6 protein-coding genes are annotated in these 5,873 nt (G+C 55.1%); 3 read left to right on the top strand and 3 right to left on the bottom strand.

What is annotated here, in order from left to right; all coding sequences use genetic code 11:
- Nucleotides 1-238 precede the first annotated feature (238 nt).
- From ACWVCN_RS04885 to ACWVCN_RS04875, 3 genes are all read left to right on the top strand, one after another.
- Entirely contained in the window at nt 239-781 is a 543-nt protein-coding gene (locus ACWVCN_RS04885) for a hypothetical protein (protein ID WP_455244394.1), read from the top strand.
- Between the two features lie 115 nt (nt 782-896).
- A complete protein-coding gene (locus ACWVCN_RS04880; protein WP_455244393.1) occupies nt 897-1,484 on the top strand; it encodes an NAD(P)H-dependent oxidoreductase in 588 nt (195 codons plus the stop codon).
- Between the two features lie 550 nt (nt 1,485-2,034).
- On the top strand, nt 2,035-2,673 hold the full coding sequence (locus ACWVCN_RS04875; protein ID WP_455244392.1) for a hypothetical protein: 639 nt from the start codon (nt 2,035-2,037) through the stop codon (nt 2,671-2,673).
- A gap of 53 nt (nt 2,674-2,726) precedes the next feature.
- Here the strand turns inward: ACWVCN_RS04875 and ACWVCN_RS04870 are convergent, their stop codons facing one another.
- The 3 genes from ACWVCN_RS04870 to ACWVCN_RS04860 form a co-directional block, all read right to left on the bottom strand.
- Nucleotides 2,727-4,082 (bottom strand): YhjD/YihY/BrkB family envelope integrity protein, encoded by a 1,356-nt coding sequence (locus ACWVCN_RS04870; protein WP_455244391.1) that lies wholly within the window; start codon nt 4,080-4,082, stop codon nt 2,727-2,729.
- 76 nt (nt 4,083-4,158) lie between these two features.
- Nucleotides 4,159-4,644, bottom strand: a complete 486-nt coding sequence (locus ACWVCN_RS04865; RefSeq protein WP_455244390.1) for an aminoacyl-tRNA deacylase — start codon at nt 4,642-4,644, stop codon at nt 4,159-4,161.
- 235 nt (nt 4,645-4,879) lie between these two features.
- Nucleotides 4,880-5,873: glutathione S-transferase family protein (locus ACWVCN_RS04860; RefSeq protein WP_455244389.1), on the bottom strand; the 994-nt coding region annotated here is incomplete at its 5' end.

Raw genomic sequence — 5,873 nt, 5'->3', positions numbered from 1 at the left:
GACAGCTGCATCAGGTGTGCCGGGAACCAACTAGTTCTCGGCCTCTTATTGTCTCACAAAAGCCGAACGTGGCGTTTTGCGGCAGGGATAGATCGTCCGCTGGGGAGTTAGGCATCAATCTATGAGGGGTGATGGCGTGATAGCGAAAGCAACAGGGCGTCATGCATGAATCATCAAAGGATTCTCCGTCTCATAGCGCTGGCATCACGATTGCCTCGTCATGAATGGTATGTATCACATGCGGACCATCGGCCTTGTCCTCGTTCTCGCGTCAGTTCTCCTCCACCCCCGGTGTCACCATCCGACACCCGCAGCTGCGGCGGTGGAGGTCGTACCGGGAGTGGTCTCTGAGGTTGACCAAAAAGTGATGGATGACATAGTCAAAGCGTTCGATCGGGCGGAATCGGCGGTTGAGAAGGCCGACATTGAAGCGCTGATGGAGTTCTATTCAACAGCGTACAATTATCATGGCCTCAAACGATCGGACGTGCGCCGCGTGTGGAGCGAAGTATTCAAGCACTATCGGGGGATCAGTTCCAAACATGTCTTCACTGAACTGAAGCTGGTCAAGGCCGATGGAATGAAGAAGGCGCACGTCACCTGCACCGGTGGATTGTACGGAACAGAAAAGCAGACGGGAAAACCAATTACCATCGACAGCTGGGTCAATGAGGTGCACTTCCTCGTCAAAGAGAAAGGCGCCTGGCGATTTCTTGGAAACAAGGGAGGAGATGTCCCGTTCGCCCCTCCTGCAAGTGCTCCACATCATCCGCTGTTCTAGAAACGAGCGATGCCGAAATGAGTATGGCAAGGGACTGGCTCCGATGGCGTCGGTGCCTGTCCCAGTTTCGAACGGGGACAAGCACCGGTCGGAAAGCGACTGACCTTAAGAGGTCATGACTCAACACATTGTCATCATTCAGGGTCACCCCGACGGACAGGTTCGTCATTTTTGCCATGCCCTGGCGGACGAATATGCAAAGGGCTGCGAGGACGGCGGGCATGAAGTGAGACGCATCGAGGTGGCCAATCTCGATTTTCCGATCTTGCGGACGAAGGAAGAGTTCGAGAACGGGATGCCGCCTGATTCGATCGCGGCGGCGCAAACCGATATCCAGTGGGCCGACCATCTGGTGATCCTGTATCCACTCTGGCATGGCACCATGCCGGCCATACTGAAAGCGTTTCTCGAGCAGCTCCTTCGGCCGGGTTTTGCGTTCGAGTATGACGATGCAGGGCGCTTTCCAAAAAAGCGCTTGAAGGGAAAGTCCGCGCGGATCGTTGTCACAATGGGGATGCCGACATTTGCCTATCGTTGGTTCTTCTTTGCGCATGGTGTGAAAGCACTCGAGCGCAGCATTCTCGGATTCTGCGGGATCGGGCCGATTAAAGTGAGCTTGATCGGCCTGGTGGAAGGAATGAGCGAGAAGCAGCGGATGGGATGGCTGGATGAGATGAGGGGGTTGGGCGAGTTAGGGAAGTAGGCGGGTGCGAAGGGGTGGCAGCTTCGGTGGCGACATCATGCGATGGGATTACATGGCCACGGAACTTCTTCGTGGCTGCTCGCGTGCTCCTATGAAGCTGCACCTCAACGGTGCAAAGTTGTCGCACGCTTTCTGTCATGGCTGTGTGCTGCGAGACGGCGCGATGTCGCACACCGTCGTGTCCCTCCCTTCCACCAGCCTGATCTTGAGAGGAGAAAAATGGTAAGAGCGATCTTGAAAGCACCATGGCAGATAGCGAAACTCCTCGCGGAACGCGACACACGGGAGTGTATCCGATCGTAAAAATATGGGCGGTGTTCGTTCGACGCACGCACGATGGAACCAAACCAGGACGCTCTTGAAGATGGAATGAGCACGCTTGCAAGGATTATGAAAAGGCGGCTGGGCTCCCAGCCGAGTGCCACCCGCCTCTTCCCGGAAAGTGAACTGCCGTTCACTAACCTGTTGGAGATGAGGTGGGGAGTAGGCGTAGAATGCGCACCGTTGAACGAGCAGGATTTACAGTTCTTTTTTGAAAGAGGAGGAGAGTATGTCTCGCATCAAGGACCTGAGGGCATCGATCGATAAGAAACTGGATGCGTTGGAGCACCAGGCATTGGCGCTGGAGGCGCAACTGACGCAGACGAAAGATCAGGCGTTGCTGCGGCTGGAGCAACGCAAGGTCCAGTTGCTCGATGTCCTGAAACAGATTCAGGGCAATGTGCAGCAATCGAAAGATGTGGCGGAGCAGGCAAAGGCTGAAGTTCAGGCCAGGCTTGAGCATCTCCAAGTGCAATTAGCGCTCGGTAAAGCCGAGGCTCGCGACGCGTTCGAGCAGCAACGCGTGAAGGTTCTCAACGCCCTGGCGGAGTTCGAATCAACGGCGGATCAGAAACTGAAAGGAGCCGCGTTTGAATCTGGCAGGTTGTGGGAGGAGCTGGTGGGTCGGGCGAGCAGCCTGGAGGCAGAGTTCGAGGCGCTGAAACATCGATTTGAGAGCGAGAAAGCCATGCAACAGTCGTCGATTGAATCGAAGAAGCAGGAGCTGCTAGCTAATCTGCAAACATTCAAGGCGCAATTAAAAGAAAAGCGTCAGGCTGCGCAGGCAAAAGCGGAAACCTTCGAGAGCGACCTGCGTAACGGATTGGAACAGATCAAAACGGCGTTCCGAAGGTTGTTTGGACAGTAAAAGGAATCGATTCCTCAAATCAGGGATTTGAATCGGGAGTACTCCCAGGCAAGTCAGGCCAGGCTCGTCGGTTTTGGTTTAGTTGCGGCTTTCTCGCCCTCGGTCACCAGTGTTCGAAGAGTAATCCCCGCCAGCGCCCGTTCCACAGCGTCATCCCGCCGGCCTAGAAGAGCGGAGAGAGGGTCGTTGCGATCGAATACAACAAGCGATTCTACGGAAGCCCCTTCCCTGGCCGCGTCCAGAATGTCTTTGGCGGAAATGAGCTCCGGCGCCTTGAGCAAGCTTAACCCTTCCGGGTCGCTCAGCACGCCGATAAGCCCGCGCTCCACCAGATGCTCGATCTGTTCTCCCACCAGCGATTCCGGGAGGTTCAGTTCGATCGCCAGCTCGGAATGATTCAACGGCCGAGCGCCCTTCAAGTAACGCTGGGCCAGGACCAGCAAAATCCGCAGGGTCAATCGTTCCCGGAACGCCGAGGTGCCCTGCTCCCACAACAGCCGCGACAAGTAGGCGGTTGGATGCTGATGGAAGAAGGAGAATTGTGCCCCGATAAGGACGATCATCCAGCCGACGTAAAGCCAGAGAAGAAAGAGAATTAGAACTGCGAAGCTGGAATAAATGGCGCTGTATTTCGCTGAAGCCGCCACGAATTTGGCGAAGGCTTCTCCTGCAATGCCCCAGAGGAAGGCAGCGGTGATGCCTCCCATCATAGCGGAGCCGAACCGAACTTGCGTATAAGGAATGAGTTTGTAGAAGAAGGTGAATAGGCCGCACAAAATGAAAAACGGGGCTAGCTGGGCAGTCCAGACGAGCAGGAGCCCGAATGGTTGTATCTCGAGCACATACTCGACGATCGTGTTGCTTTGAAGAGATGCCAGCACCCCGAAGGCCGTGAAAATCAGGACGGGACCGACAAGGACCGCGCTCAAGTAGTCGGTAAACTTCCTGCCCCATGGACGGCCTTGACGAACCCGCCAGATGGCATTAAGGGCCTGCTCGATCTTTTCGATCAGTGAGTAGGTCGTGTAGAAGAGGCCTGCGACGCCGACGACACCCAGGACGCCGATGTTGAGTCGATCGACGAAACCGATAACCTTGGCCGTAATATCGGCGCCTTTCTCACCGATAGGTTCCAACGCCTGGGCCAGGATCGGTTCTATGAGGTGATGAACACCGAAGGCCTTCAGAACCGAAAACGTCACCGCAAGAAAAGGAACGAGCGAGAGGAGTGTCGTGTACACCAGACCTGCCGCACGTGCGTCGAGCAGCCGATGACGGAATTCATAGGCAACGGCGACCGCCAGCCGAAGTGCCTGCACGGCTACACGTTGGAAAGTCGGCAACGACGAGAGATCAAGGCTCCACAGATCGTGCGTAATGAATTCTGTGATACGCGCCGGACTCGTCATTGCAATCCCTTGCTCATAAGCAAGTACACTCTACCGCGAATCCGGTTCTCAAGAAAACGTTCCCTGTGAAGAAAAGCTAGGACTCCAGCTTCGACGGCTCGCGATGGAACTCCGCCACCTGCGGATGGACCAGATCAGCGAAATCCTTGTAACGCATCTTGATCGCCCCCACGTGGCTGCCTGCATCGAAGACGATTTCTTCGTCCTGCGTCAGCGTGGCGTCCACATAAACGGGTGTTCCGTAGAGATTCCCGAACGGCGGCATTGAACCGATTTCACAATCGGGGAACAAGGTCGCCAATTCCTCTTCTGTGGCGAGCCTGACATGCGGGCATTCCAGCACTTCTTCCAACCGTTTGAAATCGACATTCCATGTGGACGGAAGCACGGCCATGACGTAACGCCCCTCGGATTTGATGACGACAACCTTCGCAAACATATCGGCTGAGACATGGAGACTCTGCGCGGCCTCTCGTGCTGTGTAGGCAACGGAGTGGTTGACTACTTGATAGGGAATCTTGTGGCTGTCTAGGTAACTTTGGAGTCTTCGAAGGATAACCATGGTGACCTCCTTTCTCGAATAAAGGTGATGACGCTTATCGAAGATAATGGTACGCAAACGAAGTGCCATGGAGTGCTGGAGAAGCTGTGAAAAAATGGTCAACCGGCAGGCTTGGTTAGCGCAAGACTCTGGGCTCTTATGCGAATGGTGCATTTCGGCTCGTGGCAGAAAGGGACACAGCGAGTAGAAAAGTTGTGTCAAATGCTACGGAGTGATCTGAAAGTTGCGAGTGGGGCTAGGGTAGCTGTTCGCGGCCATGGGGGACGAAAAGGTCTTGGGCTGGACCTATCGGAACGATGCGAGTCGGGTTGATGTCGTCGTGCGTCATGTAATAGTGGCGTTTAATGTGGTCGAAGTTAACGGTTTCGGCGATTCCGTCGGTTTGATACAAGTCTTTCAGATAACCGAAGAGGTTGGGATAGTCGATGATTCGGCGGATGTTGCATTTGAAATGGCCGTGGTACACGGCGTCGAAGCGAACCAAGGTCACAAAGAGCCGCCAATCGGTTTCCACGAATTGCGAGCCGAAGAGGTAGCGGCGGTGGGCAAGGCGTGTATCCAGTTGATCCAAGGCGTTGAAGAGTCTTTTCGCCGCCTCTTCATAGACTTGCTGCGAGGTCGCAAATCCTGCGCGGTAGACGCCGTCGTTCACGTTCTCATAAATAAAAGTATTTAGGTTGTCGATCTCCTTCTGCAAATCTTTCGGATACAAGTCAATCGTACTTCCGGTGAATCGGTCAAATGCGCTGTTGAACATCCGCATGAGATCGTCGTCGGAGTTGGTCACGATACGCTTGGTTATCTTGTCCCAGAGGACAGGGACGGTCACGCGTCCGTGATAATGGGGGTCGGTGGCCTTATAGGCTTCACTTAGAAAATGGAAGCTATTGATAGGATCAAGTGAATGGCCCGGCCCTTCCCGGAATGCCCAGCCTCGAGCATCTCGGAGCGGGTCGACGGCCGTCATGCTGATTACACCTTCGAGTTGCTTGAGTTTGCGGACGATGATAGTGCGATGGGCCCAGGGACAGGCCCATGAGACGTACAAATGGTAACGGCCTGCAGCGGCAGGGAAACCCGACCTGCCGTCGGCTGTGACCCATCGCCGAAACATATCGGCCTGGCGCTTGAAAGCGTCAAGCGCGGCCCTGTAGCGCTTGATGTCCTCTTCTATCTCAGCCATATAGGTAAATGAGCGGTGCGCGGCCTCGGAGCCGGGGGCCTTCCTG

Source organism: Petrachloros mirabilis, assembly GCF_975968855.1.
This window is presented reverse-complemented; position numbering and strand designations above follow the sequence as displayed.